The sequence below is a fragment of the Chitinivibrionales bacterium genome (assembly GCA_035516255.1).
GTDB lineage: Bacteria > Fibrobacterota > Chitinivibrionia > Chitinivibrionales > FEN-1185 > FEN-1185.
This window is the reverse complement of record DATJAL010000046.1, coordinates 25,215-52,209: the sequence shown is the minus strand read 5'-3', so window position 1 is coordinate 52,209 and position 26,995 is coordinate 25,215. Positions and strand designations below refer to the sequence as shown.

The window sequence follows — 26,995 nt, the reverse complement described above, 5'->3', positions numbered from 1 at the left end:
AGTTCCACGGCGTCTCCAAAGAATACTTTCCAGGGTATCTGAACGAAATGGCTTTTCGGTACAATCATCGTCATGAAAATATCTTTGAAAAACTTGTCAAAATGATCACTAATTTGGTGCAAGATCCTTTATAATCACCTTATTCTTTACTCTTTTTTTTTCTGTGTCCTCTGTGTCTCTGTGGCAATTTTTACTGCGTCACCATCCCCCTCATCTTCACCACCTCGAAATTACTCCCCTTTATCTGCTTCAGGGTGTTCAGTTCGTTGTCGTCGAACCTGCTGTCGGGCGCGCCGGAAACGTACCAGTTGGACCCGTTGTCGGCCATGATCATGCCGTAGGTCTTGAGCGCCTTCAGAATCACCTGCATGTTGGCCGAATAGCCGGAGATGTCGACGCTTGCCTTGAGCCTCACCCGCATGCCCATGGGCGGCAGCGTGTCGGCCGTTTTGTTGCTTGCGTAATGCGTGGCCGGCGGAAGATAGGCATGGCGCGAATTGACAACCGTGAACCGCACCGCGTGCAACACCGCCTTTTGCTCCACCACCTCGTCGTAGCGCACGAGGCCGGGAAAAATGGGAAGGCCCGCCGCGTCGGCCGACGTCCAGCCCGCCTGCCGCAGGGAATCGGAATCGAGCTTGAAGATGGCGCCGGAGCCCGCTGTCCAGCCGGTCCCCGGCGGATACGCGGAGTACAATTCGTAAAGAATCCAGCTGTCGCGGTCGATCATCAGGATGTGCCGGTCGCCGGTTGAGCTCGGCCCGCCTTCAATGGGCGGGTTGGCCGGAATGGGGTACGGGCCTGGATCGCTTTCGTCCGCGTAATCGAACGTCACGGTTGACCTCGGCGTATTCGCGGTCACCACCACGTACGGGATGCCGCACACGCCGCCGTTATATTGGCCGCAGAAATCCGGGTGCAGCGACACGTTGAGGCCGATGCCGGCGATGATCCGGTCGGAGAGCGGGTCCACGGTGTCCTTGTCAACCGGCGTGTTCCACGGATTGTCATCCGGGAAAGGCCGCACGCCGTGGAAGCTCGCGCCCACGCCGGTGTCGATCAGCGATGCAATGATCAGATTGATATTGGATTGATTGTATGAATTGACTCCCTGCGACAAGGGCCAATAGCGTACAGCATTTACCTTGAGGGAATCCACGCTCGCCGACCTTTTTGACAAAGCCAAATATTGAGCATGATTCTGGGTGATCGGCCGGGACGGACTTCCTTCCATGTCAATCATCTTGAAGCTGTACGATGGCTGACCCATGGCAACGCGAATGATTTTCAATCCATGCGCGGCATATCTTCCTAGGTCAATCGAATAGTTTCCCGCCTTATAGAATTGTTTGAGAGAGGTGAGTATCCTGCCCGTGCAGTCGAAAACCGAAAGAAAGACCTGTTCATCATTTACCAACGAGAACCTGACAAAACCGCCGCACACCGATATCTCATCGACGCCCGCCTTCGGGAGCACCGACACCACGCCGACGTTGCCGGTGATCGAAAATACGCCGTTTGCGTCCGTGGTGTCCGACAGTTTGCCGTTCTGCAATGCAACGACGGCTCCCCTGACCGCCACGTTGTCGGTGTTGAAAACGGTGCCGGAGAGCGAGACAGTTTGGGCATAGGGATAGCTTGACAATAAAATTGATGAAAAAGTAATAAGAAGAAAAGGTTTTGGCAGCATGATATCCCCCCTTTTAATGCCGGAATCTGACCTGGTCAATAAAGCCCAGTCCCTGTTCAATGGTACCATTTCGCCAGTTGTTTTCCCCATAAAAAAAACACCCCACGGTTTTCCGGGGATGTTTTTTCAATCGGCTGCCTGAGAACCGATTTCCATTATTATTGATACAATTCCATCGGGAACTGCGTCACTTTTTCTCTGTGTCCTCTGTGTTTCTGTGGCTCATCTATTTCTTCTCATTTTCCGCCACACTCTCCCGCAGGTCATAGAGCATCCATTTCCCCGCGCTGATGGAGTCGCGCTCCTGGCGGATGAGCTTGAAGAATTGCTTGATGCCGTACGGCTCGTTGCCGTTGGCGTGCACGAGCACGATGCTGCCGTTTTTCGGCAGCTCGTTCTTGGCGAGCCACGCGTCGCTCCCGACCGGGATGAGTCCGAACGACGTGACCTTCGCGAACACGAGACTGTCCGACACGAGGCCGGGAAAACGGAAAAACACCGACGGCGTGATGCCGGACTCGATCATTTTCTGCTCGGTCTTGAGCACCTCTGCCTCGAGGTTGGTGCCTTTCCTGAGAAGAAAATTCTTTTCCACCGGAACGCTGTCGCTTATCAGGTGATTGTAAGAGTGGTTGATCCAGGTGATGGAAAGATCGCCCTTTTTTCCCAGATCGACCAGCCACTCAAGGTCGTCCTGGTGCGTGTTCATCCACACGCCGGTGACGGCGAGCGCGACGGGCACCGGACGCTCCGTGGGCAGGAACTGGTCGATGAGCCCGGTGAAAAAATCCCGGGCGAGCGGCAGCCTGGACGGGCATAGGTCGGCGGTGAGGTCGATGCCCTTCCGGCCGGGAGAGCCCCGGACGAGCCCCGCGTCCTGCACCCGCCTTTCGCTTTTTTCCGAGCTGTCAAGAGCAGCGGCGTACGCCGTCTGCGCGAAAAGGCCGCGCAGATCGGCAAGGGCCGCCGGGGCGCAGCACGCGCTGTCGGCAGGCACGATTTGCGTGGCAAGGGTGGCGGGCTTTACAATAAAGAGCCCGCGGACGCCCGCTTGCCTGAACGAGCGCAGCGCGATGTAATGGCAGGTGTCGGAAGACAGAGAGCAGGCGGCGAAGAAGGGGGAATAGGAGTCGAGGTGCTGGGCAAAGGAGGCAACGGCAACAAGGATGATTGACAGTGGTAAACAATGATATCGGAATGACTGTTTCATTTTAAATATAGATTCCATTGGAAAAATACAATCAAACCTGTGTGCATGTTTAAGTCGCCGCAAGAAATCCCGTGAGATATCCTTATGAGGTTTCAGGCATGGAACCGGTTTTTGATGGTCTCTTATCCGTTCTCGGCCCCAGATTTTATCATTCCTATTCCCAAATCAGCGGAATACCGCTTCCCCATTGTCATCAGCGATAATTTATTAAAAATGATTCATGAAAATCTCCGGTTTTTCTTTTATATTTAAGAAGAATCGCGATCTTACCGGCCGCATTGCGGTTTGATAAATGATTTTCGGGGGCATCCGCAAACGAGGCCGGCAAACGATTTTTGCCGGAACAGTATAATGTCCCCCTATAATAAAAAAATCCGCGGTTTTCCCGCAATTCTGCTCTCTGCGCTTGCCGCCATTCTCCCCTGGTGCATCTCCTGTTCCATCCAATTGGCGGGCAGCGGTTCAGACACCGAAGTTTCCGGCCGCATTGTAACGCCGGACGGCAATGGCGTGCCTTACACCAAAGTCATGTTCATTCCAACAGGTTTCAATCCCGCCTTCGATAATCCTGCCGATGCAGGATTGATCGACACGACAGATTCAAACGGCGTCTATCAATTTCATGTAGCTTCAAGCGGGACCTACAACCTTGAGGCAGTCAATTTGTCGTCCGAAAAGCAACTGCTGCATAACGGCATCACCGTGCTTTCCAACGCGGGAAAAATGCCGATTGATCCTGATTCTCTCAAAAAACCCGTGGCACTGGCCATTATTTTTTCCGACAGCATGATTCCGCTTTCCGGTTCTGTGTATGTATCCGGAACAACTTTTTATAAACCGAAAAATGCCGGCGAGCGAATGGTGACCTTCAGTCCGGTCCCGCAATGCACGCTCCAACAAATACAATTCAAGGTAAGTGCGAGCGCTCCCGCCTTGCTGCTGGGATCAAACGTGCCGATCGGGCCTGCGGACACCACGTTCCTCAACCCCTATCCGGGCTGGCTGCATTCGGCGAAAATCCGGATCAACACGACCGCATCAGGCATTCTGGTCCCCACGATTGTCACCGATTTCAGCGCGGCGCTTCGGTTGTCGTCCGCGAATTTCCCGTTTGCGCAAGCCCGGGCGGCGGGCCGCGACCTGCGGATCGCCGACGAATCGGGAAAGGCAGTGCCCTTCGAAGTTGCGATGTGGGACTCTTCCGCCGGCCAGGCAGTGCTCTGGATCGGCCTCGACACGGTGCTCCCGGACAACGCCGCGCACTTCGTGCGCATGTTCTGGGGCAACCCGGGCACGCAGAGCGCTTCTAACGCAGCCGCAGTGTTCGACACGGGCAAGGGCTTTGCCGGCGTATGGCACCTGGAGGAGAATGCGGCAGGCACGGGGACGACCGGCCTTTACAAAGACGCAACGGCGAACGGCGCAAACGGAGATGATCAAGTGGCTTCTTCGCCGCTTGAGGGCTATGTCGGCAACGGATGCGCGTTTGCAAACGGAGACGGCATCCCCACGCACGGCCGGGTCACCGATCTCGCAACAGGCGCAATGACCATATGCGTGTGGGCGAATTTCTCGGCTCCGGGCGGCGTTATTTTCTCTAAAACACGAAGCGGCGCGGCGCGCGACACCGGCGACGAGGAGTTTTACTTCGGCGACAGCCTCGCGTCGGGCGCGGCCGGCCTGCGGCCTGTTTTTTCGGGCGTGGGAATCGGCAGCATCGTCGCCCAGCGCGACATGGGGGTGAGCCAGTGGCATTTCTACACTGTCAAGCGGACGTTGGATGGATCGGGTTCCGCCACGACCACGTTTTACATTGATGGAGGGCTCTGTGGAACCACGAACACGTTTACGGCGGCAGGGCCGGATAGTTCAACCGCAACGCTTACCATCGGATCGGATGGCACTAGCTATTTCAATGGTATCATTGATGAACTCAACATCTCGAAAATCGCAAGGTCAGATGATTGGATAATGTTGGCGTTTGAAAACCAGAGGGTTGATCAGAAGTTCTTGACGGTTGAGATAGAAAAATAAGATTGTTTACTTCTCATAGTTGAAGAACATAAAAACCTGGGCGTTTCCCCGCTTCGCGGGGTCGGTCTGCCTTCCGCAATATTAACATATGATAAAATTATAAAGGATATTTTTCCTGTGGATTTCTGCGCAGAGGCGAGAGTCTAAGGTTGTTCTTTCAACTGCAGGTCGCGGGTGCGCCCAACGGAAATGTGGAGCTTGCGACCGGCGGCACCCGGGCTGCACACAGGAGGGGTAGCGAGAGACCCCGCAGGTCTGAAAGCCGAGGAGGCTCGAGCGAGGGGGAAGCCTCCCCCCACCAATCGCATTCTTGAAATTCGCGGTCAACAGTCCAAAATCATATTCCTAATCCAATCCGCTGCGCCCTCGCCTCCCCGTCCTCGATATCAAACACCAATTTTTCAAACGTGAGCTCGTCGGTCTGCGAGGGAAGGCGTTCCTTGACTCCTGCGATAAGGCCGGCCACGTAGTTTTTCGCGAAATCGTCGGGCGTGGTGGGGATCCTCCGGTTCTCGTCCTCGATGGAGTCGAGGATCTCCCGGAGCCGTATGCCGGCGTAGTCCTGGGTGGGAACGTATGCCTCCTTGCCGTTGGCGCCCAGCACGTGGAGAAAGCCCGCGCGCACCAGCGTGTTCACGATGCCCTGCGCCTGGGTCTCGGTCATCTCGTACTTTTTCATAAACTGCGAAAGCGTGGGCGGCTTTCTCTTGCGGATGAACGCGGCCACCGTGTCGATCATGACGCGCAGGCAGAAATAGGTCTTGTAATCGCTGATGCGGCGCTCCCAGCGTTTCTTGGCGCGCAAAAGCGGCCTGAAATTCTGCGCCACGAATGCCGTTTCGGCGCCGAACAGGACGAAGCACGAGGCGAGAAACAGCGAGATGAGAAAAAACAAAAACAGGCCGAACGCGCCGTAGATCGTGAACGTCTGGGAATTGACGCTCACGTACAACGAGAAAAAATAGCGCTCCAGCTGGAACAGTATGCCCGCCACAATGCCGCCAGCGAGCGCGTGGCGGAACCGCACCCTCGTGTTGGGCACCACCCAGATGAACACGGCAAAGGCCAGCACGATGAGCACGAACGACAGTACGTCGAGCGAGAAGATGTACACCGGCTTGACATCGAGCATGACCGAGCGCCGCACCCGAAACGACGCGAAAAACAGGATGGGGCTGTACACCATCACCATGGTGAAGGTGCGGAGCCGCACGAAGAACGAGCGCGAGCGTGTGACTTTCCAGATGGTGTTGAGCGCCTCCTCGACCGTGCCGAACATGCCCAGCGTGACGATGATGAGCACGCCGATGCCCAGGCCCTTCACCTTCTGGGCGTTCGCGAAAAACACGCTGACCTGTGAAAGGATGGCCTCCGGCGCGAACGGAAGGAAAAACGCCACCATTTTCTCGAGCTGCGGCAGCGGCGCCTCCATGACCTTGGTGAGCATGAACGACACGCAGACGAGCAGCGGTATGAGCGTGAGCAGCAGCGCAAAGGCGAGCGCTCCCGCGCGCGTGACGCAGTGGTTCATGAAGTATTCCGAAAAGGTGATCCGCACGAACACGGTAAACTTGAGCACCGCGTGGGAGATCCTGCGGCGGTTGGTGCTGAGCGACAGCAGCGCTTCCTGGGGATTGGTGCGGTAATCGTGCCAGAATTTACGGGACAATAAAAGCATGCGGTTTACTCTTTGTTAATCGGCGTTTTTATCGGCCCGCCGGGCGATGACGAGCCGTTGCACCACGGTGGCGTATGAAAGCAGGGCCAGCAATCCAAGTCCCCACGCCATGATACGCGGCCCCGCGAGCAGGCATGCGATGAGCACGATAATTCTTTCGGGCCTCTGGAGCAGGCCCTGTTTGCAGGCGATGGCCGCGGCCTCGCAGCGCGCACGTACATAGCTTACCATCAGGGAACCGGCCATGGCAAGAAAAGAGAGCCACACGCCTTCGCGGCCGAACACGGGCCGCTGAAGGTAAAAATACAGTATTCCGAAAAACCATGCCGTTTCGGTGATCCTGTCGCAGGCGGAATCGAACACTGCGCCGAACGCGGTCGTTTTTCCGGCCTGCCGGGCAACGAGCCCGTCGAGTCCGTCCATGCACGAACCGACAAAAACAATGAGCGCGGCAAGGTACCATTTCCCTGTTGCGCAGAAATACCCTGCAATTAATGACAATAAGACTCCAAACGCGGTTATCAGGTTTGGATGAATTTTAATTCGCATCAAAAAATCTGCGACAGGATTCAATACTGAATTATAAAAAGGTTTCAATTTCTCAATCATAGCGCTACTGACAAAAAATAAGTAATGACTGTTGATTTACATCCTGCTAATTTCCGGCATAAGTCCATTCAGGTCCATCATACCAATTCTCTTGAATAATCATCCAAGGATAATCTATATTTATCCCCTGTTAAAAATGAAATACTAATAAAATTCAGGAGGATAAAATGGCGAAAACATGCGAAGTGTGCGGGAAAAGCCCGGTGTCCGGCTCGACCATCTCGCACGCGCACAATGTCAACAAAAGGATTTTCTTTCCCAACCTGCGCACCATCAAGACCAAGGTGAACGGAACGTCCAAGCGCATAAAAATCTGCATGAAATGCCTTAAGGCAATGGCTAAGGCGTAATGATTTAAAATGCGGGAAGATTGGGTTCTTCCTGCAGGATTCAAATAAAAAGGCCCCGGTAATGACAACCGGGGCCTTTTTATTTCTGTCCTTCAAAACGAATTAATTCTTAATCTGCAGCATGCGCACCGGCTTGGCGTTTTGCGCGGCGTCGCCCGCGGGCATGATGAAGTACAGGCCCCTGCCGAGTCTCATTGCGGAAAGCGAGACGCCGTCGTACACCCCCACCTTGCGCCCCATGATATCGTAGATAAGGCAGCCTTTTGCAAGAACCGGCCGAACAGCCGCTTGATACGAGAGACGCTTGTTGGAAACCGCGCTGGGCAGGCATTTCGCGCCGGTGCTGTCCCCGCCAACGATGAAATAATTGCAGGTCATCGATGTCTTCTTGCCCGTGTACAGTCCCGCGCCCTCGATGTTGTAGCTTGCGGGCACCGGAATGTTTTCACCCACGTCGGTGCCGTTGATGACGAACGCGTACCTCGTGGCGTAGCGTATCACGTCAAGCGTATCCTTTCCCAGCGACCCCTTGATGTAACTCTGAGGATTGCGCGTGTTCACCGACGGGCTGTCGGGATATATGATGGCATAGCGGCGGTCCGGGCTTACGACAAAGGCGAAGGTCTTGGCCCCGTTCTGGATGTCGGACACGAACGTGACGCCGTACATGCCGGTCCCGCTCGTGCTGGTGACAACGGCCCTCATGGACGCGTGGGAATAATCACCCACGTCGTTGTAGATGATGCTCGAAAACGTGGTGTCGGTGTTGTCGTTGACAAGCGCGCCGGCGCCCACCGTTATGGTTCCCTGCTGGAGGCCGAGGTTCCATCCCTCAAGGTCGGTGGTGGGAAACGAGTCGGCGAAGCACGTGGGCATCACGGGGGGCACGTACACATCGGTCATGAGCACATTGTCGAACTTCGCCGTTGTCTTGGGGGGCACGATGAGCGCGATGTCGCCGCTGGGAAAGGTGTTGTCATTGAATTTCTGCACATAAGTTCCGTTGCACGACACGGCGAACAGGTCGCCGCTCTTGCTCACTTGGATGACGTTAGTGGTCGGATCCACCGTTGACGATGACTTTTGCACGATCTGCGTTGGGTTGCCGGTGTCGTATTTTTCCACGTAAACATACTGTGAGATTCCCAACTGGAGAGAATAGCCCTTCAGCTGAGATTGACTGTTGAGACAGTACATCATGCCAACGCCGTTGGAAGTCGGGTCGGTAATGGTCATCTGCGCGGAAAGCGTAAACGTGGAAGGCTTGGTGCCGGAAAAATTATGGATCATGAATCCCGTGAAGTTTGCATCGTCATTCTTGATGGTAAGGATGCCGCCGGTATAGGAGACGGTCATGTTCTGGCCGAGCTCTATCCAATTGAGCTTTGACGCGTTTGAGTCGGAGAAATCGTCGGAGAAAATGGTCGCGCCCTGCGCGGTGCTCATTGCCGCCGCGACACACAGCAGTGACATGATCAATTTGATACGTTTCATGGATTCCGTCCTTTGATAGGGTTCCCCGCCTTGTGGATAGTTAGTAAAAGTATAACACTTTAAAGTTGAACAAGTCAATATGGACTACTATATGATAAATATAAGGGAAAAGTGAAATAACATGTTCAAATATTATAGTCGCTGAAAAAAGTAAAATAGATTAAATTTAATTCAGGCGGGGGAAGTCTCCCCCTCGCTCAGACCCGGTCGCGCTCCACCGTATTTAAGCTAATTCGTACCCGTAAAGCGCGCCCGGTCCTTCGCTACCCCTCCTGGGTGCGGCCGGGTACCTGCCGTGGCAAGATTCATACATCCGCTGGGCGCACCCGCGGAGTCCCGTTGGTCGGATTTTCTGTACTTGTTGTCCATCCGCCTGTTTTAAGCCGCCTTGCAAGCATGGACGATATACAATTTACGGAAGATTTGGACTCATTCCCAAGGTCGATTTGTGTTTGTAAAGTAGAGGAGGATGTTCCGCGCCAGTGCGGACCGGAGGGTGCGGTCGAGCGCATTGTCATTGCATTCTACAAGGTGTGGTGATAGCACTTCGTGCTTCATTGTCATATCCCTTGCCTTGTGTCACTTCGTTCCCTGAGGCAAGGTAGTTGCGCTTCGCGCACTTAATTAAGCCGTTTGCCTCATGCCGTCCCCTTATTCAGCCCTGTCGTGGAGTAGCCACGCTTTAGAGTGGCGTATCGAGATGCGGGCGGTCCGGCAACGAGGCGAGTGGCCGAGCCCGTAGGGAGGCACGGTACCGTGACCGGCAGGCGCCATGATTATTGATGCATTTACAAAACAAGCCCTTCCCGGCAAAATATTGCGCGATTATCACGATTAATCGATATTATTTTATTAACGATTCCGCAAAAAATATAGAATCCTTTTTCGGAGGAAGTAATGTCGGAAAAGCTCATCATCATCGGCTCGGGCCCTGCAGGGCTCACCGCCGCGATTTACGCGGCACGGGCGAACCTTGCTCCCCTGCTGTTCGAGGGATTCCAGGCGGGCGGGATTCCGGGCGGCCAGCTCATGATAACCTCGGACATAGAAAACTTCCCCGGATTTAAAAAAGGCATTGCAGGCCCGGACCTCATGGCCGAGATACGCGGGCAGGCCAAACGGTTCGGGACAAGGATGATCACCGAGGACATCGAATCCATTGATCTTTCCAAGCACCCGTTTCAAATGACCTCGTCCAGCGGCGCCGCCTATGAAACGTGCTCGCTGATCATCGCCACCGGCGCCACTGCCAAGCGTCTTTCCCTTGCATCCGAAAAGAAATTCTTTCAGCACGGCATCTCCGCATGCGCCGTGTGCGACGGCGGACTGCCCATCTTCCGCAACAAGCCGCTGGCCGTGATCGGAGGCGGCGACACTGCGGTCGAGGACGCCATGTACCTTTCGAAATACGGCTCAAAGGTCTATCTCATCCACCGCAGGGATTCCCTGAGAGCAAGCAGCATCATGCAGCAGCGCCTGCTGGGCAACCAGAAAATACAGCCGCTGTGGAACAAGATCGTTGAGGAATTCGCAGGAGATTCCCTGCTCAGAAGCGTGAGGCTCAAAGACACGAAAACCGGCGATACAAGCTCCATCGAGGTCGCCGGCGCGTTCGAGGCCATCGGCCATCAGCCCAACACGGGTTTTCTTAACGGCCAGCTCTTGTTGAACGAATCAGGATACATTTTCACCCATCCCGGCACCGCCACGACGTCGCTCGACGGCGTTTTCGCGGCCGGCGATGTGCAGGACTTCCGCTACCGTCAGGCCATCACCGCCGCGGGCAGCGGGTGCATGGCCGCGTTCGATGCGCTGAAGTGGCTGACGGAGAAGGGATATTGTTGATAAATAATAAAATATCGGGGGAGAGGCACAATCTGCCTCAAACTCATAAATAGGCCGGGCGTTCCCCCGTGGCCCTCCAGTCCTGCCTAGCGCATTCTGGCGGGCAGCGACGGCAAGCTCGGAGTCAGTATTCGTGATGGAACTCTGGTGAAGTATTGGTAACTTGACAAAGTGTATTGCCGTTGATCATTATAATGAGCCAACATAATCCATAAATACTTCTTCTGTGATTGATTTCAAGGAGCCTTTCATGAAAAAAATCGTCATCCTCACTATTCTCGCTTTACTCCTCGTCTCATGTTCAAAATCAAAAAAGGAAATCGTCATTGGAGGATTGTTCCCTCTTTCCGGCAGCACCGCCACCTTCGGGCAGTCGTCGAAACAGGCAATGGAGCTTGCCGTCGCGGAAGTTAACCAGGCGGGCGGCATCATGGTGGGGGGCGTGGACCTGCCGGTGCGGGCGGTGTATGAAGACGACGAGGGCCAGCCGGAAAAAGCGGCAAACGCCTGCCAGAAGCTCATCAGCAAGGACGGTGTGATCGCCATCATCGGAGCCGTTGCTTCCAAAAACTCGCTCGCGATCGCGCCCATATGCCAGGAGTCGCGCGTGCCCATGATTTCATCCGCCTCGACAAACGAGAAAGTCACCGAGGCGGGCGACTTTATATTCCGCGCGTGCTTCATCGACCCGTTCCAGGGAATGGTGATGGCGAAATACGCGGGCAACACCCTCAAGGCGAAAAAGGCGGCCGTCATCTACGATAACGGCAACGACTACAACAAGGGGCTCGCCCAGGTGTTTTCAAAAAAATTCGAAGAGTACGGGGGAACGATCGTCGCCAGGGAAGCGTTTACCGACGAGGCCAACACGGTCGATTTCAAGGCGCAGCTCACCAACATCAAGGCGGCCGCGCCGGATTTTCTCTACTGCCCCAACTACTATGCCGCCGACGCTATGATCATGAAGCAGTCAAAGGAAATCGGGCTCTCGGTCCCCACCGGCGGCGGCGACGGCTGGGACTCGCCCAAGCTCGTGGAGATCGGCGGCGCCAGCGTGGAAGGCTGCGTGTTCTCAAACCATTTTTCAAAAGACGACACGGGCGCCGTGGTGCGGAATTTCGTTGACAAATACAAACAACAGTACAACGATAAGCCCGACGCGCTCGCGTCGCTTGCCTACGACGCGGCGGTCATTCTCATGTCCGCGATTAAAAAGACCGGCAGCCTTGACCCGGACGCGCTGAAAGAGGCGATTAAAACGAGCCCGGTGGCCGGAGTGTCCGGCAATATTACGTTTGACGAAAAGAGAAATCCGATAAAGTCCGCGGTGATATTGAAGATAAAGGATGGGAAGCAGGTGTTTGTGGAACGAGTAGCGCCGTAATTATTCGGTTTAAGAAAATAAATATAGATTCAAGATATGGAAGGGCCTGGCCGGCCCTTAGACCCGCCAAGGAAAATGCGATTATGTCGCCCGCCAACCTCCCCCGGGAGGCTTTCAACAAAAAAATTGGCACACTTGATCAACCCGTGGTAATTTATTCTACCCGCTAACCCGCGGACCTACAGACCAATCAATCTAACTTCCTTAATTGAATGACAAGAAATCAGGGGAAATTTATTTTATCGTAAGTTTATTCTGAACAAAAATCATCCCAAATCATCGGGACAAATCTTATCAGATAAAATAAAAATCTCCTCATGTCCTCCTACCTCCTCCAGCAGCTCATCAACGGCGTGCAGCTCGGCACCATCTACGCGCTCATTGCGCTCGGCTACACCCTCATCTACGGCGTGATCAAGCTCATCAACTTCGCGCATGCCGATATTTTCATGGTGGGCGCGTACATCGCGTTTTTCCTGGTGTCGTTTTACGCGGGCATGGCGGCATTTCCTCCGCAGGTCTGCGTTCTCATGGCCGTGGCCACGGCGTACCTGACCATGGTGGCGCTGTTCGATAGGATTCCTGTACGTAAACTCTTTCCGAAGGCGCATGCGCCAGGCGCGTCGCGCAGGACAAAACTTGTATTCCAGGGAACGATTGCTGTTTTAAAACTCCTTGTTCTGGCCGCGCTTTCCGCCGCCTTTGCGCCGCTCCTGTATTTGGGCTCGCGGTTTCTTTTTTCCTTAAAGCTCGGCCCCTTTTTCTTTCCCCTGCTTGCGGCGTACGTCATGGTCATGTGCGCGGTGCTCGGCGTGACCATGGAACGCATCGCGTACCGGCCGCTTCGCAGCAAAAGGCGCTTGCTGGCGCTCATCACCGCGCTCGGCGTTTCATACTTTCTGGAAAACTTCTGCTCGCTTCCCATCGTGTTCGACAACAAGTACCGCGCGTTTCCCGACATCATAGGCAAATTCGACCTCGTGCGCATTCCCGGCCTCGATGTTGCCGTCACCAACCTGTTCGCGCTCAACATGGCGGTGTGCGCCGTCCTGCTTTTCGCGCTCTGGTTCCTTGTCGAAAAAACCCTCATGGGGAAACAGATGCGTGCCGTCGCGTACAACCATGACGTGGCCAGCCTCATGGGCATTGACGTCAACAGGATCATCTCGATAACCTTTGCCATTGGCCCGGCGCTGGCCGGCGTTTCAGGTATTCTCTATGCGATGAACTACGGCGTGCTCCAGTCGCCTTTTCTCGGATTTTTTCCCGGCATGAAGGCCTTCATCGCCGCGGTGCTTGGCGGAATCGGAAGCCTGCCGGGCGCGGTCATCGGCGCTTTCATCATGGGAATATCCGAAGTATTTGCAAATTCTGTTGATTCAAATTTAGGATTCGCGGCGGCGTTCATAATTTTGATTATAATCCTGCTTGTCAAGCCCACTGGCATACTTGGCAGGAGTGAACAGGAAAAAGTTTGATAAATAATAAATTCTTTTGGGGGAGAGGTATCTCCCTCGGCCTCGGCTTCCGCCGCCTTCCTGATAAGACAAAAACGCAGTAAGGCGGCGGCGATCCTCGGCACTCCCCTCTCCTGGGTGCGGCCGGGTACCGACCGTGGCAAGTTTCAAACATTCGTTGGGCGCACCCGCGCAGAGCAGTTGTTAAGATTAAAATGTCATTTTTGAAAAGATGTGTGCGTTCGGCGTCACAGGAGATGTTCACGAAAAAAAACTCCGCCGCCGCGTTAGGCGGACTGGAGGGTGAGCCAGAGCGAATTGCCGGCCGACCCTTCGCCGAAGGCGACTCGGGCGGTCCGGCAACGAGGCGAACAGCCGAGCCAGCAAGGAGGCCGACCCGAGCCTGAGTCTTGACGAAGGCGAGGGGAACGCCCTGATTCAGAATTATTTTATGCAGATTGATATTATGGAATCAAAAAAGAATCATTTAGTCAAATTAATTATCGTCCTGGGAATATTTATTATTCTCCAATCCCTTGCCGGACTTCTCTCCCCGCTCCGCCAGTTCCAGTATTATTCCCGCATCTTTTTTATCATAGAAATCAACATCATCCTCACCGTGTCGCTCGCGCTCATCAACGGGTTCACGGGCCAGTTCTCGCTTGGCCACGCCGGGTTCATGGCCATCGGCGCCTACACGTCGGCGGTCATCACCACCGTGGCGCCCAAAGCGGTGTTCGGCAGCGCATTGTCAACCTCCTCGATTGAGGGACATCTGATTTTTATTTTTGCGGTTATTGCCGGCGGCGCAATTGCCGGCGTTTTCGGGCTTTTAATCGGGTTCCCGAGTTTGCGGCTGCGCGGCGACTACCTTGCCATCGTGACGCTCGCGGCCGGCGAGGTGATCCGCGCCGGACTGCGGTTCTTCGACGTTCTGGGAGGGCCGCGCGGCATCCCCGGCATTCCGGCATTCTCCGGAGCGATTTACATCGGCGCGTTTTTCTTTCTCTCGCTCTGGATGATGCGCAATTTCATCTACTCGCATTACGGAAGGGCGTGCATTGCGGTGCGCGACAACGAAATAGCGGCCGCGAGCATGGGCGTGAACACCACGTTCCAGAAGGTGTGGGCGTTCGTGCTGGGCGCGTTCTTCGCCGGCATCGCCGGCGGCCTGTTCGCGCATATGAGCCGGTACATCAACCCGGACAACTTCGGGTTCCTCAAGACGCTCGACATCCTCATCTTCCTGTACATCGGCGGGCCGCATAGCATCGCGGGCAGCATCGTGGGCGCGGCAACGTTCACCGTGGTGCCCGAGCTGCTCCGGCTTGTCAACTTGGAAAGCTGGCGCCTCGTGATCTACCCGCTCATTCTGATTCTGGTGATGCGGTTCATGCGCGACGGGATCATGGGGGAAAAGGAGTTCGGGTTCCTGGTGCCGTGGAAGTTCAAGGAAATGGTGCAAAAGAGAAAAAATAAATTTCACCTCAAAGACGCAAAGTTCGCAAAGAAGAAAAGAAAATGGACACTATGAACATAAAAACTCTCAATTTCTTTCCGTTCTTTGCGCCTTTGCGGTGAATTCTCTGTAACAAATAAAGGAATAAGGAATGCCCCTGTTCACCATAAACGACCTTACCCACTACTTTGGCGGGCTGTGCGCCGTGTCCGGGTTCAACCTGACTCTTGACAAAGGCGAGCTGGTCGGGCTCATCGGCCCGAACGGCGCGGGCAAGACCACCGTGTTCAACCTGATAACCGGGATTTACAGACCCAAACGCGGTGCCATCGCCCTCAACAACGAAAACATCACCGGCATGTCGCCGCACCTCGTCAACCGCAAAGGCATCGGCCGCACGTTCCAGAACATCAGGCTGTTCCACGACATGTCGATCATCGACAACATCAAGGTGGCGGCGCGGCACCAGGCGGACTACGGCATGCTCACTTCGCTGTTCCATCCGCCCTCATTCTGGACAAAAGAGCACGACCTCGACGCCTGGTGCCGCGAGCTGCTTGACGTATTCGGACTTGTGGAAAAGGCGGGACTGCGCAGCTCGTCGCTGGCCTACGGCCAGCAGCGCCGCCTCGAAATCGCGCGCGCCATCGCCACCCGGCCGTCGCTGCTGCTGCTCGACGAACCCGCCGCCGGCATGAACCCCAGAGAGGCCGCCGAACTCATCGAGACCATTCTGTGGGTCAAGGAGAAATTCAGCCTCACCATCCTCATCATTGAGCACAACATGCACGTGATCATGAAGGTGTCGCAGCGCATCGTCGTGCTTGACTTCGGCGAAACAATTGCGGCGGGCACGCCGGAGCAGATCCGGGCCCATCCGCGCGTCATCGAGGCGTACCTCGGAAAGGACAGCGCCCATGCTGCTTGAGGTGAACCGCCTTTCCGTGTCGTACGGCTCCATAATCGCGGTGGACAACGTGTCGTTTTCGGTCGACGCGGGCCGCATCGTGGCGATCATCGGCGCAAACGGCGCGGGAAAATCCACCATCCTTCGCTCCGTGTCCGGGCTCAAGAGCCCAGCCTCCGGTTCCATCTTCTTCAAAGGCCGGGACATCACGGGCATCGCCCCGCACCTTATTGTCAAAAAGGGAATCGCGCACGTGCCTGAAGGACGCGGCATTTTCGCGCCGCTCACGGTCATGGAAAACCTCGAAGTCGCGGCCTCGGCCGGGCAGAGCGCCGCCGCCGTTTCCAAGGCACTCACCCACGTGTTTGAATTGTTCCCGCGTCTCAAGGAACGCAGGGCCCAGATCGCAGGAACGCTTTCCGGTGGAGAGCAGCAGATGCTGGCCGTGGGCCGCGCGCTCGTCACCGGCGGCGAACTGCTTCTTCTCGACGAGCCGTCCATGGGCCTTGCGCCCGCGCTCGTGCAAGACATGTTCGAGACCATCGTGCGGATCAACCGCGAAGGCACCACCATCCTGCTCGTGGAGCAGAACGCGGCAAAGGCCTTGTCAATTGCGCATACCGCCTACGTGCTGGAAACGGGAAGCATCGTATTGAGCGGGAAGGCGGCGGAGATAAGGGACAATCCGAAGGTGAGAGAGGCGTATTTGGGGGGATGAGGATAAATTGAGGATTATCAATGCAAGATGAGTGGCCGACCGCCGGCGGTGGGAAGCGCCGCTTGCCGTCCATTCTTCCAGATGCTGCCGAATTCGGAATGTCCCCCCTATTTCATTATAGACAATTCTTAAAAATCTCAAAGCGACTGTCGGCCCTGCGCGGTTTTCGCGGATTGTCTTTTAATTGGAATCGGATTTGAGAAAAAATTCCTGTAAAAATCCATTGCACGCTTGAACACCATATATTCCTGAAGATTCATAATCCCCTTTTTAACATGAAAACAAAAATCTATCTCATGGCTTGTCAGTTGCACGACACGAAGGCCGCCGCCGAAATCAAGCTGCGTCGTGTTTTTTGGCCATAGCGCCGTGTAATCGTCAGACAATTTTATTTTTACATCGCAGAAAAGGAAATAAGGAAAATACAAATCTGAGGTGCGGGTGTTTGAAGCCACAATGGAAACAAACCAAAACAGCGGCATTTCCGGAAGGTTAAGCAATCTGTTGCCGCCGGCCATCGTGACCGTGTTTCGAGCCGTGAATCGGCGATGAATGATCACCCTGCCATTGCGTCGGTCCAGGCCCGAGATTTGCAAATTCTGCTCATCAATCGAGTATCGTTTGGCATTATCATCCGCCGGAAAAAGGAAATCAAGATAACGGGTGGTATCGATGCGCGGGAGATACTTTCGAACAAGGCCCGATTTCTCATAAGAGGCGACGTACGTGTTCGCGACCGTTTCGTTCTGTCCTTCGATTTTAATCTCATACGATATCACCGAATGGTAGAGCGAATCCTCGTTGGACCTTATCTCCATGATCCTCGCGGAATCCTTGAAAAGGACGAGCGACTTGAGCCCCGTGAGATATTCCGGAACGATTGCCGGCGGCAGCGGATGGTACACCGGATCGATCCACCAGGAAAATTGCGGGACGTATACGATCATGTGATCGAAAGCATCGTAGGACGGCAGCGTCATGGATGTTGACGTCGGCCACGAGGCATTCACCAGCGCGGGAACGGCGTTAATTCCCATCGAACGAAGTTCTGAAATGAAAAGGGTGGAGAAATCCTTGCAATCGCCCATTCGGGTGACCAGGAGTGTGTCCGGGCATTCCGGAATCGTCTTGTGGCCGCTGAATGAAACGTGCATGTACCGAAGGCTATCTGAAAAAAATGTCTGCAGGTTTGCAACCATTGAGTCAATAACGACTTGTGTTGGCGCCTTCCCGGAAAGCAAGGAGGCTTTTTTCCGATGATTAATGAGGGAAAATATGGAATCACGAGTCTGCCCGTATAACGAATCCCATGAGGTTTCCGTTGCGACGCGAATTCTGGGGACCTCCATATACGTCAATGGTTCCATAGCCGGAACCGGCAGAGGCGTTGACAATCCCTCATACAGGAACATTTGGAAAAGATATTCTGGGTTGTACAGCGGCGGTGTAAGAGCTGATATTCTCTTTTCCATGCTGCCAGTAATAAGATTTGCGAACCCCTTCGGCCGCGCCGCGTACGGGTTCCTTGGACTAAACAGTCCATCACGAAAAGGGTTCTTTCCAAACCCCGTGGCCAAGGAATCCAACACGCTCACCTTTTCGGTTTGTATGAAGACTTTGGACATCGACGAATACGGAAGCAAAACCCGAAGTTGCCACGGCGTCGAATCGCTCGAAAATCTCAGGGTCAAATCGCGCGCAAGAGGATTACCATGGGTATTCGAGCCGGGAATGCAGAGTGCGGTTGAATCGAACGCCGCCCGATCGTAGTATTTGATTGCATAGCTGACGACGGAACCTGTTGTGATGCCCGGCAGGTCAACGACAAGATACCGCAAACCGGAATACACATCGTCGGGAACGGCTTCAGGGGATTTTTCAATATGGACATCCTTATTTGTCAACTCCCTTACTTTGAGATCCGATGCAATGATATAGCCGTACACGAGCGCCGGGACTTCATTGCCAAGATCAAAATCAAACGTCATCTTGTTCGTATTTTGGGTTGCGTTGACGATATACAGATTTGATTTCTCTATCCGGGTGGAAGCCTGGTTCAAGGTAAGAGGAAACTGGTTGAAAAAGATGCTACACGCTTGGCCGAAAGAATGCGTAGACTGCTCTTTATGGAACCGGTACTTTCCAAATTGCGGAAACGGCAAGAATTCTTTCGCGTGATCGTGAATATAGGCAGTGAGTGCCGGCCATTGCTTTTGTTTGAAAAGCGCGGCTTTTATTTCAGATAACACCTCATCGCCGGAGTTTGACTTGTTTTGATCTGCCAGCCATTTTCCATTACATTCAAGGTCTCCCGCAAGGAGCGGTTTCCCTATTTTGCCAGTGGCTTCCATGGCATAAATCTCTACCGAGATTTTAATCTTGTATTTGTCTCCCTGGAGGTCCAGTATATTATTGTGCACCACCGGAATAAGAGTGAGGTATTTTCGCTGTTCCTTGGGCTCATATTTCAGAAAATCATCAATATCTTCCATGCTCCGCGGATCATACGCCGCTTGAAAGGCCGATGCATAAAGCGCCGGCAATGCCCTTATTTTCATTGTTGAAAGAATTTCCATGATATGCGCTTGAAAAGACGACCTGTATTCGAAGTATTGCTGCGTTTTGATATTGTCCGCGGGTAACGATCTGAATATATGGAACGGGAGAACAACTTGAACCATGTCTTCTTTAAGCGCCTGGCCGTCGGCGGGGCTGGAGCTAAGCGCAAAAAAGAGATAGAGGAGAGCCAACAATTTTACTTGTGTCAAAACGCTTCCCCATGGTTGACGTTGTGGAATAACAACTGTCTTAATATTACATTTCCGTTATCAAAATATCCAACTATAATCACGCTTCAGCGTATCTTAAACTCAATAAGCCGGTGCAATCGGTTGAAAAATGACAGAAGCATATCTGGCGGATAAGGAAAGACTGCGGATTATCTATTGTCAACGAATGGTGAGATTGACTTTATAAAGGTACCTGCTCCTCACCTTTTTAGCGTTGTTCCTCGGCAACGGAAAGCGCTCAATCGAATTATTTTTTTTAAATGGGAGCCATGCTTCAGGCCACGGCGAGGCCTGAATCACTTTATATACGTCCAATCATCATGCTCGCTGATCACCACCCTCTTGATATCGGCCTCGTTCTTCAGCATCATCCCGTACCTGGTGTCGTAATAAAACCAGTCCGGCGCGCTCCATTTCACGCTTGTCTCGTTTATTTTGACCACATCAACGCTCCCCTTGTTGTCGATGCGGTTCTTGGCGCTGCCGTGCACCACCTTGACTTTGTCCACCAGTTTGGTGATGCCGCACATCCCGTCTTCGGAGAAGGCGGTGGAACAAAGTCCATCCTGGTACCACCATTTCACCTTGGCGGAACGGCCGCCCGATTTCAGCAGTTTGATGGCCCCGTATCCGCTGTCCATTTTTACCAGCAGAATGGCGTTCTTTGAAAGCCGTACCGCGTTCGTGCTGGCAAAATCCTCAACCGTTTTATTTGCCGAGGTGTCGCCGGCGATGATGTCGCCGAAGTTGAACCCCACCACCAGCGCGGCGGCGATGCACAAGACGAGAACCGATCCGTAAATCACGATGCGCAGCTTCATGTGACTACCCCCTATCTTTTTAAGCGCCCGTTTTGCAGGCGACTTCAATATTTATTCTTCAGTCGAATTTAAAATTCCTGTATCCACAGCGGCCGGTACCCGTCGTACAGTCCCTCCTTGTAATTCAGCATCACGATCTCCGTGGTATTCCCGCGCTTGATGTTCACGATGAACCGGTCGATGGTCTCGCGCGAAATGAAAAGGCCCTTGCCGTGCTCGTCGAGCAGGCCGATGGAGATGCCTTCTTCGTCCTTTGACGCATTGCGCTCGAGCCAGTACAGCACTTCTTCTTTTGTCAAGACGCCCTTCTGGTCCCGCACCGCGACGCCGGCCTTTTCGTCGTCGGCGCCCCACTGCACCACGATCTCCTCCTCGGGCGTGAGTGTCACCTCCTGCGGCCAGGAATCTTTACGGTCGCCGCGTTCCCTCTTGGCGCCGTAATACACCGCGTTCACGATGATCTCGTTGAGCGCCTGGCGGAACTTACGCTTGTGACGCAGGTCGGGCATGCCGCCCACAATGTTCTGTATGACGCCCTCGATTTCGTTGGTGTTCCGCACCTGGATGCTCTTGACTCCGCCGTGCACGTACCGGTCGAGGCCGAACACGTCCTCGGTGAGGATGTTCCGCACCAGCAGCCGCACCTCCTCGAAATTGAACGGCGTGGTCTTGGTGATGATGTTGCCGATGTTGTAGTTTTTCGCCATGAAAAGGTAGTCCCGCACGTCGTAGGCCGTGATGAGCGCGCACTTGAGGGCCGGATAAAGCCTCCGCGCCTCCTTGATAAGCTCGAACCCCTTCATGCCCGGCATGTTGATATCCGACAACAGCAGGTCGATGGGCGTCTTGGCCAGCACCTCGAGCGCCTCCTTGCCGTCGCGCGCGGTGACGCACTGGTATCCCTCGCCGCCGAGGAATTCCGAGAGCACGTCGAGGAAATCGGCCTCGTCATCAACCAGAAGCAGTTTTTCCTTCATATACCTTTCTCTTCCCCGAGGGGAGCCTCACGAAAAACGACGTTGACCCGGGCTCGGAGGTGAACCATATTTCCCCGCCCGAATCCTGGATTATCTTATAGGCAACGGCAAGGCCGAGCCCGGTCCCCTTGCCCGGGTCCTTGGTGGTGAAGAACGGGTCGAAGATCCGGTCCTTGGCCGCGGCGTCGACGCCGCTCCCGGTGTCGTGGATTTCCACCAGCACCTTCGAGTCCTTGTCCGCCCTTGCGCTGATCTTCAGCACGCCCTTTCCCGCCATGGCGTCGGCTGCGTTGAGGATGATGTTGAGAAATATCTGGACAAACCTCGACCGGTCGCCGAACACCACGAGTCCGTTTTGATAGTCCTTCTCCACCGTAATCGCGTCGAAAATGCTCTGGTATTCCACGTGGGTGAGCGTCTCGTCGAGGATGTCGCCCAACTTGTGCAGCGCCTGCTGCGTCGCCTTGTAGCGGGTGTACTCGAGCAGGCTGTTGAGGATGCCCGCGCACCGGTTCACCTGGCCGTCGATCGACTCGAAGGTCTTTGCAGCCCACGCCTTGTCCCAGTCGGCCTTCCGAAGCGCCATCTGCGACCGCGCGCTGATGATGGAGAGCGGGTTGCGCAGCTCGTGCGCCATGCCCGACAGCATGGTGCCGAGGGTGGCGAGCTTTTCCGATCTGTAAAGCTGCACCGTGGTGTTCTCCTGCTCGGTGATGTCGTTGATGAGCATGAGCAGGCCCACCGGGCGGTGCTCGTAATCGTTCATCCGGTAGGCGGCGATCTCTAGCACGGTCTCGTCGAACGTGATTTTCTTGATTTCGTGGTGCTTCCATTCGCCGGAAATTCTTTTAAGCGCGTTCTCGGCGAGACGCGACACCTTGTCGGGCAGCACTTCCCTGAACGCAAGGCCGACCACGTCGTTCTTTGCGATCCGCAACAACCGCCGGGCATACTCGTTCATCAGAAAGATTTTATCCGTCATGTCCACCACCACGAGCCCCGAAGTGATGGACCCCATGATGTTGAGCTCGCGCTCGTGCTCGTGGAGGCGGTTGCGCAGGCTGATCTCCTTGCTCAGGAGCTCCTTGTCGTCCTCGGCCTGTTGGTAGGCGCGCGCAATGGTGTCGAGTCCGGCACCCAGGTACATGCGGTCGATCCTGCTCGTGGCAAGCCCGCTTTCCACTTCGTGGAGGTACACGCGCTCGAGCGTGCCCTGGTCGAGCGCGCGCGTGAGCCCGTCGGACAGGTGCGTGTGGTCGCTGATGAGAACACCGATGGGCGCGCCCTTGCTCACGAAATACAGGCGCTCCATGTCCTCGGCGAGCGCCTCGCCGATGGCGTTTTGATGGATGAGCACCACGGCGAACGGCACGTCGATGTCGATGATGGAGGGGATGTCGGCGACCACGAGCGGGTTGTAGCCGTGCTCCTCGAGCTGGCTGCTCAATTGCGGCAGGTCAATGCTGACGAGGAGGATGTTTGCAATGTTCATTATCCCTAACTCTTTTTTCTAATAAATAAATTTGGACGCTCCCCTCTCCGATTCGGAGAGGGGCTGGGGGTGAGGTCTAAACAATCAAAATGAAAACAACTATTTTTCGTTGAATATATCTTTTAATTTCATCGAGCAGAATTTTATCTGTTGGACATACTCATCACCACCCATTTGGTAAAATACAAAAAAGAAACACCCAGTTGTAAACTGTTTTCTTACTGCTTTGAAAGATGGAAAATGCGGAATCGAGAAGGCGGTATTATTTCTTTTTCTTCAAACCTTCATCATAAATGCACTCAACCGCGTCAACGAGCCATGCCGGGTCCTTGTAGCTCGCGTAACGCACGCGGTTGATAAAATAGATGGGCGTGACCGTGACCGCATTCATCCCGGCCTCGGCGGAGCTCGCCTTGACAAGCGAGTCCGCCTGCGGCCCGTTGACGAGGCTTTTGAATTTCGCCACGTCCAACTTGAGGCTGTCGGCGATGTTGTAAATGGTCTCCTTTTCGATCCTGCTCTTGACCATCGAGATGGCGACGAAATAATCCCAGAACCTTCCCATGATGCAAGCGGCGGCAAGCGACTTGTTGGCGAAACCCTCGCCCACCGGTTTCACCATGAGCCTTGCCTTGCCCTTGAGCTCCCCCGCCGTCACCGCGTCGTACAGCTCGTGGGTGACAAAGTGGCAAATGGGACAAACGGCGCTCACGTATCCGGAAATGAGGACGGGCGCTTTCGGGTCGCCCGCGATGGTGAACACCGTGGTGTCAACCGTGCCTTTTATCGTCGAGGTAAGACTGACATACCGCTTGGAGGCCTCGTCAGTGATCCTGGCCGATTCTGTCCTGCGCGCCACGAGCCATTTCACGAAAGCATGGAGACGCGCCGCGAGCTCGCACGGATTTTTTTTCTTGAGGCAGGCCGCGAGCGTGGCGTTGCAGCACTGCTCGACCTTGATCACGTTCTCCAGCGAATCAAGCTGGTGAACCTGCTGGACAGTCAAGGTATCGGGAACCGTTATTTTCTGGTCGAAAGCGTTTGCCCGCTGGGCGAACAGGAGTGCGCCGGCCAGCAACACCGGTAAAAAATATTTCATGCTACCTTCCCGTCATGAGCCTGAAAAGGTCGGGCAGCCTCGCCATGTCGTTGTAGGTGACATAGGCGAACAGCAGGATGAAAAAGGTGATGGCGATCCGGTTGATAAGCAGCTGGTACCTCACCGGCAGCGGCTTCCTGCGGATCGCTTCGATCAGCAGAAACAGCAGCAGTCCGCCGTCGGTGATGATGAGCGGCAGCAGATTGAGCACCGCCAGGTTGATGCCGATGAGCCCCATCAGGTTCATCAGCTCCACCGGGCCGCCGAGCGCCACGATGCCGGTCATCTGTACGATGCCCACGGGACCGGCAAGCTGCTTGGGCGATACCTGCTTGGAAAGCAGCTTGGCGAGCACGTCGTAAATCATGGTGGTGTATTCCCACGTTTTGTCAAGCATTTTTCCCACCGACGCCGCCGCGCCGTAACGCACCTGCACCTTTGCGGGCTGCGCTCCCAAAACGCCGATCTGGTACCGCTTGTCGGTCTTGTTGTAGCGCGGCACCACCGCAATTGAAACCAGGCTCGTACCGCGCCGCACCGTGAAGGCCAGCGGGCCTTTTGCGCTGTCGAAATGCACCACGCTGGAGGTAAGCTGGTCCCACGAGCGCACCGTGCGGCCGTTGATCGACACCACCGTGTCGCCCGCACTGATCCCTGCCATGGCCGCAGGCATGGTGTCAATGGCCTTCCCGATCACCGGCGGCAAGCCTGGAAGCAGGCCGCCGGTCGGCTCCTTGGGAAGCCTGCTTGTTTTTGGCCGGGCGAGGACCAGAAAAAGCGTTTTTGTCTCGCTGCCGCGGCAGAACACGATTTCGTTGCGCTGCTCCTGCAGCGACAGGACCCGCTGGATGTCTTCCCAGTTGGAAACCTTTTTGCCGTTGATGAAGACGATACTGTCGCCGGGCAGAAACCCCGCCCGCTGCGCGCTCGAACTGTCGGCAACGTCGCCCACCACCGGTTTCATCAGGTATACGGGCGTCTTGACGCCCAGGATGAAAACAAAGTACAGGCATACCATTGCGAAAAGGTAATTCGCCAGCGGCCCGGCGATCGCCACCACGGCGCGCTGCCAGATCGGCTTTGTGGTGAAATCGCCCGGCTCCCGCAGGGGCTTTTCCTCCGGGTGCTCGCCCGCCATGGTGATGAACCCGCCGAACGGCACGGCGCTCAGGCGGTATTCGGTCCCGCCGATTGTTTTTTTCAATAGCGCCCTTCCGAATCCGATGGAGAACGCGAGCACCCGTATCCCGCACGATTTCGCGGCGATGAAATGGCCGAGCTCGTGGACCAGAACCAGGATGCCGAGGATGATAACGCCGACGATGGCGAGGAGCGTGACGCCGAGGGTGCTTTGGAGGAGCGGTAGCATTGAATCCTTTTTTGTTAAAAGGTGTATTCTTTTAATTTAAAATATAAGTCTGGGCGTTCCCCGTGTTGGGGCGCGGCATTCCGTGCCCCAACACGGGTCGGCCTAACGCGTCGGCAAGCATTTAGTTCTCAAAAGAAAATTTTGATTCTCCAATCGGGGGCGAAGCGGAAGCTCAAATTACTTTTACTTTACAACCGTTCTCCGCGGGTGCCCCTTGTCAATGCAGTGTGAATCTTGCAACCAATGGCACACCGGGGCCACCCCGGAGGGGGTGTGGGTGCAGATCACCGCCGCCTTCCTTCTTTCTGTTTTCGTCAAGGAGGCGGCGGAAGCTGCACCCCAGGGGGAAACCTCCCCCACTGGAATTTTATTATTCTCTTATCCTCGCCCTCGTCTTCTCTCTCGTCTCCCGATCCACCTTCTCCACCGTTTCCACTCCGTCAACAGGCACCGGCTTGTGGTCGTCACATGCGCCCTGTATCAGTTCGGCGATCCTATTGAACCCTATTTTATTGTCTAGGAACGCCTGCACCGCGACTTCGTTTGCCGCGTTGAGCGCGGCCGGCATGGTGCCGCCGGTCTTTCCCGCGTCGATGCACAGCTTGAGGCACGGGAAGCGCGTGAAATCGGGCTCGAAAAACGTGAGCGCGCGCAGCTTGGCAAGGTCGAGCCGCTTGCCGGCAAGCGGCAGCCGCTCCGGATACGACAGCGCGAGCTGGATGGGCAGCTCCATGTCGGGCACGCCCATTTGCGCGATGATGGCGCCGTCGTGGAACTCCACCATCGAATGGACCACCGACTGCGGGTGGATCACCACGCGCAGTTTTTCGTAGGGCATGGCGAACAGGTGGTGCGCCTCAATGAGCTCGAACCCCTTGTTGACGAGCGTCGCCGCGTCGATGGTGATTTTCTTTCCCATGTTCCACGTGGGATGGTTGAGCGCGTCCTTGGGCGTGATGTCTTTGAATGTGTCAAGCGGCTGCTCCCGGAACGGCCCGCCCGACGCGGTGAGGATGACGGATTCCACGCCGTCGCGCTCCGATCCCGCAAGGCATTGCAGGATGGCGCTGTGCTCGCTGTCTACCGGAACCAGCTCGCCTTTTTTCTGATGCAGCAGCGAGGTGATGTAATCGCCGCCGATCACGAGGCTTTCCTTATTGGCAAGCGCGACGCGCTTGTTCCTTTTGAGCGCCGCGACCGTGGGCCTGAGCCCCACCGCGCCCACCAGCGCGTTGCACAGGATGTCGAAGTCGGCCTGCTCGACAAGCTCCTCAAGGCCTTTTACCCCCGTAAACACGCGGACCTCTTTAGGCATTATGCCTTTTAGGGCAGCAGCTTTTTCAGACGCGCCGAAACACACCGCCGCGGGCCTGAATTCCTTTACAAGCGCTGCCAGTTTGTCAATGTTATTGTTGGCCGACATGGCCGCGACGCGGAAGCGGTCCGGAAAGCGCCTGATGCAGGCGCAGGCGCTCATGCCGATGGAGCCGGTGGCGCCGAGGATGATTATTTTTGCTTGGCCCATATAATTTAAAAATTCACCGCAGAGACCTGTATTGAGCTTGTCGAAGTACGCGGAGGCCGCAGAGAAGATTCAATAACGATTTAGATCC

General features: G+C 55.1%; 20 protein-coding genes. 8 read left to right on the top strand and 12 right to left on the bottom strand.

Going from position 1 to position 26,995, the window contains the following annotated elements; genetic code table 11:
* Window positions 1–190: 190 nt before the first annotated feature.
* Both VLX68_13295 and VLX68_13290 read right to left on the bottom strand, forming a co-directional pair.
* On the bottom strand, window positions 191–1,690 hold the full coding sequence (locus VLX68_13295; protein ID HUI93216.1) for a carboxypeptidase-like regulatory domain-containing protein: 1,500 nt from the start codon (window positions 1,688–1,690) through the stop codon (window positions 191–193).
* A gap of 226 nt (window positions 1,691–1,916) precedes the next feature.
* A complete protein-coding gene (locus VLX68_13290; protein ID HUI93215.1) occupies window positions 1,917–2,900 on the bottom strand; it encodes a hypothetical protein in 984 nt (327 codons plus the stop codon).
* A gap of 351 nt (window positions 2,901–3,251) precedes the next feature.
* Here VLX68_13290 and VLX68_13285 point away from each other — a divergent pair, with 351 nt between their 5' ends.
* Window positions 3,252–4,934: a DUF2341 domain-containing protein gene (locus VLX68_13285; GenBank protein ID HUI93214.1), complete on the top strand. Its 1,683-nt coding sequence runs from the start codon at window positions 3,252–3,254 to the stop codon at window positions 4,932–4,934.
* 337 nt (window positions 4,935–5,271) lie between these two features.
* Here VLX68_13285 and VLX68_13280 read toward each other — a convergent pair whose 3' ends face one another.
* Both VLX68_13280 and VLX68_13275 read right to left on the bottom strand, forming a co-directional pair.
* Window positions 5,272–6,612, bottom strand: a complete 1,341-nt coding sequence (locus VLX68_13280; protein HUI93213.1) for a YhjD/YihY/BrkB family envelope integrity protein — start codon at window positions 6,610–6,612, stop codon at window positions 5,272–5,274.
* A gap of 15 nt (window positions 6,613–6,627) precedes the next feature.
* The gene (locus tag VLX68_13275; GenBank protein HUI93212.1) at window positions 6,628–7,161 is read right to left on the bottom strand and encodes a CDP-alcohol phosphatidyltransferase family protein; all 534 of its coding nucleotides are present in this window, start codon (window positions 7,159–7,161) and stop codon (window positions 6,628–6,630) included.
* Between the two features lie 227 nt (window positions 7,162–7,388).
* Between VLX68_13275 and rpmB the strand changes: the two genes are divergently transcribed.
* A complete protein-coding gene (gene rpmB, locus VLX68_13270) occupies window positions 7,389–7,571 on the top strand; it encodes a 50S ribosomal protein L28 (GenBank protein HUI93211.1) in 183 nt (60 codons plus the stop codon).
* Between the two features lie 102 nt (window positions 7,572–7,673).
* Here the strand turns inward: rpmB and VLX68_13265 are convergent, their stop codons facing one another.
* On the bottom strand, window positions 7,674–9,065 hold the full coding sequence (locus VLX68_13265; GenBank protein ID HUI93210.1) for a hypothetical protein: 1,392 nt from the start codon (window positions 9,063–9,065) through the stop codon (window positions 7,674–7,676).
* 897 nt (window positions 9,066–9,962) lie between these two features.
* Between VLX68_13265 and trxB the strand changes: the two genes are divergently transcribed.
* The 6 genes from trxB (at window position 9,963) to VLX68_13235 (ending at window position 16,835) form a co-directional block, all read left to right on the top strand.
* Entirely contained in the window at window positions 9,963–10,910 is a 948-nt protein-coding gene (gene trxB, locus VLX68_13260; GenBank protein ID HUI93209.1) for a thioredoxin-disulfide reductase, read from the top strand.
* 250 nt (window positions 10,911–11,160) lie between these two features.
* Complete coding sequence (locus tag VLX68_13255) at window positions 11,161–12,294, top strand: ABC transporter substrate-binding protein (GenBank protein HUI93208.1); 1,134 nt, start codon at window positions 11,161–11,163, stop codon at window positions 12,292–12,294.
* A 317-nt stretch (window positions 12,295–12,611) separates the two neighbouring features.
* Window positions 12,612–13,772, top strand: a complete 1,161-nt coding sequence (locus VLX68_13250) for a branched-chain amino acid ABC transporter permease (GenBank protein HUI93207.1) — start codon at window positions 12,612–12,614, stop codon at window positions 13,770–13,772.
* Window positions 13,773–14,217: 445 nt separating this feature from the next.
* The gene (locus VLX68_13245) at window positions 14,218–15,285 is read left to right on the top strand and encodes a branched-chain amino acid ABC transporter permease (protein ID HUI93206.1); all 1,068 of its coding nucleotides are present in this window, start codon (window positions 14,218–14,220) and stop codon (window positions 15,283–15,285) included.
* Between the two features lie 76 nt (window positions 15,286–15,361).
* Window positions 15,362–16,138, top strand: coding sequence for an ABC transporter ATP-binding protein (locus VLX68_13240; protein HUI93205.1), 777 nt, complete (start codon window positions 15,362–15,364; stop codon window positions 16,136–16,138).
* Window positions 16,128–16,835: an ABC transporter ATP-binding protein gene (locus tag VLX68_13235; protein ID HUI93204.1), complete on the top strand. Its 708-nt coding sequence runs from the start codon at window positions 16,128–16,130 to the stop codon at window positions 16,833–16,835. The genes VLX68_13240 and VLX68_13235 overlap by 11 nt, the downstream gene beginning before the upstream one ends.
* A gap of 137 nt (window positions 16,836–16,972) precedes the next feature.
* On the opposite strand, the gene VLX68_13230 is transcribed toward VLX68_13235, so the two are convergent.
* The 7 genes from VLX68_13230 to dxr all read right to left on the bottom strand — a co-directional run bounded on the left by VLX68_13230 (window position 16,973) and on the right by dxr (window position 26,907).
* The gene (locus VLX68_13230; protein ID HUI93203.1) at window positions 16,973–19,411 is read right to left on the bottom strand and encodes a hypothetical protein; all 2,439 of its coding nucleotides are present in this window, start codon (window positions 19,409–19,411) and stop codon (window positions 16,973–16,975) included.
* A gap of 509 nt (window positions 19,412–19,920) precedes the next feature.
* Entirely contained in the window at window positions 19,921–20,445 is a 525-nt protein-coding gene (locus tag VLX68_13225; GenBank protein ID HUI93202.1) for a hypothetical protein, read from the bottom strand.
* Between the two features lie 68 nt (window positions 20,446–20,513).
* Window positions 20,514–21,422 (bottom strand): response regulator, encoded by a 909-nt coding sequence (locus VLX68_13220; protein HUI93201.1) that lies wholly within the window; start codon window positions 21,420–21,422, stop codon window positions 20,514–20,516.
* The gene (locus tag VLX68_13215) at window positions 21,397–22,914 is read right to left on the bottom strand and encodes an ATP-binding protein (protein ID HUI93200.1); all 1,518 of its coding nucleotides are present in this window, start codon (window positions 22,912–22,914) and stop codon (window positions 21,397–21,399) included. Before VLX68_13215 ends, VLX68_13220 begins: the two co-directional genes overlap by 26 nt.
* Before the next feature lie 262 nt (window positions 22,915–23,176).
* Entirely contained in the window at window positions 23,177–24,013 is an 837-nt protein-coding gene (locus tag VLX68_13210; GenBank protein ID HUI93199.1) for a thioredoxin domain-containing protein, read from the bottom strand.
* Between the two features lies 1 nt (window position 24,014).
* Entirely contained in the window at window positions 24,015–25,382 is a 1,368-nt protein-coding gene (gene rseP / locus VLX68_13205) for an RIP metalloprotease RseP (GenBank protein ID HUI93198.1), read from the bottom strand.
* A 370-nt stretch (window positions 25,383–25,752) separates the two neighbouring features.
* A complete protein-coding gene (gene dxr, locus VLX68_13200) occupies window positions 25,753–26,907 on the bottom strand; it encodes a 1-deoxy-D-xylulose-5-phosphate reductoisomerase (GenBank protein HUI93197.1) in 1,155 nt (384 codons plus the stop codon).
* Window positions 26,908–26,995 lie beyond the last annotated feature (88 nt).

Excerpts from the sequence above, each read along its gene's own strand:
- rpmB (HUI93211.1), top strand. The coding sequence starts at position 7,389 with ATGGCGAAAACATGCGAAGTGTGCGGGAAAAGCCCGGTGTCCGGCTCG.
- VLX68_13245 (HUI93206.1), top strand. The coding sequence starts at position 14,218 with ATGGAATCAAAAAAGAATCATTTAGTCAAATTAATTATCGTCCTGGGA.
- VLX68_13240 (HUI93205.1), top strand. The coding sequence starts at position 15,362 with ATGCCCCTGTTCACCATAAACGACCTTACCCACTACTTTGGCGGGCTG.
- VLX68_13280 (HUI93213.1), bottom strand. The coding sequence starts at position 6,612 with ATGCTTTTATTGTCCCGTAAATTCTGGCACGATTACCGCACCAATCCC.
- VLX68_13220 (HUI93201.1), bottom strand. The coding sequence starts at position 21,422 with ATGAAGGAAAAACTGCTTCTGGTTGATGACGAGGCCGATTTCCTCGAC.
- VLX68_13225 (HUI93202.1), bottom strand. The coding sequence starts at position 20,445 with ATGAAGCTGCGCATCGTGATTTACGGATCGGTTCTCGTCTTGTGCATC.
- VLX68_13235 (HUI93204.1), top strand. The coding sequence starts at position 16,128 with ATGCTGCTTGAGGTGAACCGCCTTTCCGTGTCGTACGGCTCCATAATC.
- VLX68_13285 (HUI93214.1), top strand. The coding sequence starts at position 3,252 with ATGTCCCCCTATAATAAAAAAATCCGCGGTTTTCCCGCAATTCTGCTC.
- VLX68_13265 (HUI93210.1), bottom strand. The coding sequence starts at position 9,065 with ATGAAACGTATCAAATTGATCATGTCACTGCTGTGTGTCGCGGCGGCA.
- VLX68_13215 (HUI93200.1), bottom strand. The coding sequence starts at position 22,914 with ATGAACATTGCAAACATCCTCCTCGTCAGCATTGACCTGCCGCAATTG.
- VLX68_13290 (HUI93215.1), bottom strand. The coding sequence starts at position 2,900 with ATGAAACAGTCATTCCGATATCATTGTTTACCACTGTCAATCATCCTT.
- VLX68_13255 (HUI93208.1), top strand. The coding sequence starts at position 11,161 with ATGAAAAAAATCGTCATCCTCACTATTCTCGCTTTACTCCTCGTCTCA.
- dxr (HUI93197.1), bottom strand. The coding sequence starts at position 26,907 with ATGGGCCAAGCAAAAATAATCATCCTCGGCGCCACCGGCTCCATCGGC.
- VLX68_13210 (HUI93199.1), bottom strand. The coding sequence starts at position 24,013 with ATGAAATATTTTTTACCGGTGTTGCTGGCCGGCGCACTCCTGTTCGCC.
- VLX68_13275 (HUI93212.1), bottom strand. The coding sequence starts at position 7,161 with ATGCGAATTAAAATTCATCCAAACCTGATAACCGCGTTTGGAGTCTTA.
- rseP (HUI93198.1), bottom strand. The coding sequence starts at position 25,382 with ATGCTACCGCTCCTCCAAAGCACCCTCGGCGTCACGCTCCTCGCCATC.
- VLX68_13295 (HUI93216.1), bottom strand. The coding sequence starts at position 1,690 with ATGCTGCCAAAACCTTTTCTTCTTATTACTTTTTCATCAATTTTATTG.
- trxB (HUI93209.1), top strand. The coding sequence starts at position 9,963 with ATGTCGGAAAAGCTCATCATCATCGGCTCGGGCCCTGCAGGGCTCACC.
- VLX68_13230 (HUI93203.1), bottom strand. The coding sequence starts at position 19,411 with ATGGAAATTCTTTCAACAATGAAAATAAGGGCATTGCCGGCGCTTTAT.
- VLX68_13250 (HUI93207.1), top strand. The coding sequence starts at position 12,612 with ATGTCCTCCTACCTCCTCCAGCAGCTCATCAACGGCGTGCAGCTCGGC.